Annotated in this window: 2 protein-coding genes; both read left to right on the top strand. The window is 71.2% G+C overall.

Translation table 11 applies throughout. The features are described 5' to 3' along the window. Positions 1–445, top strand: a 445-nt coding sequence (locus AB0C99_RS39520) for a tetratricopeptide repeat protein (RefSeq protein WP_362485322.1), incomplete at its 5' end; no start/stop codon positions are given. 748 nt (positions 446–1193) lie between these two features. Continuing rightward, the coding region (locus tag AB0C99_RS39515) for a FlgD immunoglobulin-like domain containing protein (RefSeq protein WP_362485319.1) at positions 1194–4261 on the top strand (3068 nt) is incomplete at its 3' end.

Here is a 4261-nt window from a genome sequence, read left to right as displayed (position 1 = left end):
GGTGCAGGAGGCGGCGGACCTTCAACAGCAGGTCTTCGACGCTCGCGTCCGGGTCCTGGGCCCCGACCACCCCGACACCCTCACCAGCCGCAACAGCCTCGCCGCCGCGCTCCGTCACCTTGGGCGGGTGCAGGAGGCGGCGGACCTTCAACAGCAGGTCTTCGACGCTCGCGTCCGGGTCCTGGGCCCCGACCACCCCGACACCCTCACCAGCCGCAACAACCTGGCCACCGCGCTCCATGACCTTGGGCGGGTGCAGGAGGCGGCGGACCTTCACCAGCAGGTCCTCGACGCCCACGTCCGGGTCCTGGGCCCCGACCACCCCGACACCCTCACCAGCCGCAACAACCTCGCCACCGCACTCCACGGCCTTGCGGCGGAGAGGACCCAGGCGGCAGAAGTACGCCGTAGCACTGGGTTGAGGCGACGATGGTCCGGGCACTAGAGATGCCTGCCCGTCGCTGTGCCCGACGTACGAGGCCGACCACGGGGTCTGGCCCGCCAGGCCCGGCGTTCTGACGGTCACGAGCGCACGTCGCCGTACCCCGTACGGCCCGCCCTCAGGCGCCGGAAGGCCGGCCGCGTCGTACGGTCACGGGACACCCCCAGGACGGGTGGGCACGAGGGCAGCCCCGCGTACTTCGCACGGCGCGGGGCCCTTCCGTAGGAGGAGGCACGACACGCAGACCTCCTGACGGGCCGCGGCCCGGTCCGGCTCTTCCCCGGTGGCGGCGGGTAGGCCCAGGCGGAGGTGGACCGGCCGCTTGTGTCGTGGGCGAGGTTGATCTTGGCGCTCTTCATGAGAGGTGGTTACGAACTGTGTAGAGCGCCTACCCGCTCCGGGCAGCCAGGGTGTAGCACTGGCTGCCGACGCGGTCGAGACGCAGGAGCAGGTCGGCGGCACGGCCCGGCGGCACGGCCGGGGAGGAACCGGCCGCCGAGACCACGCCGGAGGCGACCGCGCACGAACCTCAGGCGAGGACGCCGCCGACATGGGGCGCGACCCAGGTCATCTGAACTCGTTCGAAATCTCTTCCGGTGCAGGTGGAGCCCCTGTTACGATCACGTTTTCGGATGGGAAGTGCCCGAGGGGGCCGCGCGGAGAACGCGCGAGCGAAGGCCACCCGTCCTCTGTCTGATCAGGACTTCGGAGGGGACCTCTCTTGACCGCACTCACCCGCGCCCGCGTTCGCATGCGCGGAACGCTTGCCGCCGCGACCGCCCTTGGCATCACGGCCGGCCTGGCCGCAGCGACCGCCCCTGCCGCCGTGGCCGCCGACACTTCCCCTGCCTCCGACGAGGTCGTCGTTCCCGACCCGGGTTCCTTCCCGCCGCGCGGGGCGAGCGTGTACCAGGCGGGAGACACCGGCTACGCCTACCAGCAGGGCGGCACGACCGACGTGCTGTGGACGGACTCGGCCACCGGGGAGACGACCACGCTGCCCGCCACGGCGCAGAGCGGTCACTCCGGCCTCTACGTCACCACCGCCTTCGGCGCCGTCACCGTGGTCGACATCGCCAGCCAGGCCAAGACCCCGATCCCCATCCCCACGAACGGGAGCTGGTTCGGCCTCTACTCGGACGACTCCATCGTCACCAGCACCGTCCAGGACGGCACGACCACCGGGCTCACCCTGGTGCGCTCCGTGGGCGGTACTACCACCGATACCCCGGTGACCGGTCTCCCCGATGGCGCCGGGACGGCGTCTTTCCTCAAGCGGGACCGCCGGGGCGCGGTCATCCGTTTCTCCACCGGGCCCGCCCGCTTCCTGCTCGACTACGCGTCGGCGACGCTCACCCGGCTTCCGGAGGCGTTCGACCAGCTGCGCTCCCTGCGGCTCGGCACGGACCAGGTCCTGGGCTGGACAGGCACCACCCTGTACACGGTGCCCCGCTCGGATGCCTCGGCCACGCCGGTGAAGACGGTCGCCCCTTATGTCAACGGCTCCCCCGGCATCGAGTTCGCCGTGGTCGGCACTCACGCCCTGTTCGTCCAGTCCGCCCCGTCCTACGATGATCAGGGGGTGCTCCGGCAGAAGCTCGGGTCGATGCCCCTCGGCGGCGGGGCCGTGACGGACCTCCTGCCGGCCGCGACGACCAGCCTCGTAGCCGGGACGGACGGCAGCGTGCTCGCCGTGGGCGGCTCCAGCCCCGCCGACTGGGCGATCCAGCGCATCACCGCCGCCGAGGACGGTTCCCTCCGGGCGGCCATCGCGCGCAAGATCCCCGCGCACCCCGCGGTGTACAGCGGCCTCGCCCTGGGCGGCGGCCGGCTCAGTTACCTGGCCAACTCGACCTGGGGCAGGCAGCCCGCTCTCTTCGACGTTGACACGAGCTCGACCGGCACGCCCTCCGCCACCGCGCCCCGACTGCGTTTCCGGCCCTTCACCGCCCCGAACGGGCTGCGGTCCCTCGGCGACGGGAACTCGGCCTACGGCACCGCGAACTCGGTCCAGGCGCCCACGGACGACTCCTCCTACCGCTACACCGCGCTGCCCGGGTCCGGAACCGTCGTGGACGGCGCCGGCCGCTACGTCCTGGTGAAGAGCGGTGACACGACCTACGCTGCCGATCTCGACATCGACAGCATGCACAAGAACGAGGTCCGGCTCACCCTCGTCAATTCCGCCGCTGCGCTGTGGGGCAGTCAGGTGTGGAAGCCCGCACCGGCCAAGGGCACGGTCAACGCCTACGACATGAAGACGGGCACTACCTCCCCGGCGCTGAACCTGGGCTCCGCTTGCGTGCCCTCCGAGCTGCAGGCCGTCGGCCGGTGGCTGTACTGGGCCTGCGCGGCCGAGGCGAAGGCCGGGGTCTACGACCGGACGCTCAAGAAGAACGTCGCCGTCCCGGTGGGCGAATCGCTGCTCGGCGACGGCTTCGTCGTCCGCCACGACCGCACCGCCCACAAGCTGCTGCTGACGAACGCCACCACCGGCGTGACCACGGACTTCGCCACCGTCCCCGCCTGGGCGGATGATGAGGGGCGCGGGACCGCCTGGACCGTGGACAAGTTCGGCGCGAACGTCGCCTTCGTCGACGCCGAGAAGAACATCCACGTCAAGCGCGTCCCCGTCGCCGCCCAGCCGTTCGCCCTGCTCGACGACAGCCTGCGGATGATCTCCGGCGGCACCAGCGAACTCCGCTGGCGCACGTCCCGGGCCGTCGGCGCCTGGAGCGTCGAGATCAAGAACAGGTCCGGCAAGACCGTCCGCACCTACCGCGGCGCCAGCGGGAACGGCGCCGGCGTCGCGATCGACTGGGACAGCCGTGACGAACTCGGCCGCGGCGTCGAGAACGGCTTCTACACGTACTTCCTGACCGCGCGGCCCGCCAACGGCGTGGGCGCCACTCTCAGCACCTTCGGCGAGGTCGAGTCGTTCGACGTCGGCCTCACCACCCTCCCCGGCACCTACACCCCCATCGCCCCGACCCGCGTCATGGACACCCGCTCCGGCCTCGGCGTCCCCAAGGGCAAGGTCAACGCCGACTGGGCCGCCTCTCTCAAGGTCACGGGCACCGCCGGAGTCCCGGCCACGGGCGTGACAGCGGTGGTCCTGAACGTGACCGCGACCAACGCGACGGCCGGCAGCTTCGTCTCCGTCTACCCGTCGGGCAGCCAGCGCACCTCCGCCTCGAACCTCAACTTCAAGGCGGGCCAGACCAGCGCCAACCTCGTCACAGTGCCCGTCGTCGACGGCAGCATCGAGTTCTACAATCGCTCCGGCTCGGTCGACCTGCTCGCCGACGTCGCGGGCTACTACACCGAGGGCACGGCCGGTTCGCACTACCAGCCCGTCACGCCGAAGCGGCTCATGGACACCCGCAACGGCACCGGCGTCGCCAAGGCCAAGGTCGACGCGAACGGCACCGTCACCCTGCCCGTCACCGAACCGGACGCGACCGCCGTCGTCCTCAACGTGACCGCGACCAACCCGACCGCGGCCGGCTTCATCTCGGTCTACCCGTACGGAACGCCCCGCACGGCCGCGTCGAACCTCAACTTCGTCGCGGGCCAGACCGTCCCGAACCTGGTCGTCGTCCCCGTCAAGGACGGCAAGGTCACCTTCTACAACCGCGCCGGCACCGTCGACCTCCTCGCCGACGTCGCCGGCTACTTCAAGAAGGACACCGGCTCCGTCTTCACCGGCATGCAGCCCAAGCGCCTCATGGACACCCGGGACGGCACCGGTGTCACCCGGGGCAAGGTCGGCGCGGGCAAGACCGTCAGCCTGACGGTCGGGACGAAGTACTCCGCCGT

Origin of the sequence: Streptomyces sp. NPDC048659 (assembly GCF_040650575.1) — a bacterium.
Taxonomy (GTDB): Bacteria; Actinomycetota; Actinomycetes; order Streptomycetales; family Streptomycetaceae; genus Streptomyces.
The sequence above is the reverse complement of the archived record's forward strand: the minus strand, read 5'-3'. Positions and strand labels throughout refer to the sequence as shown.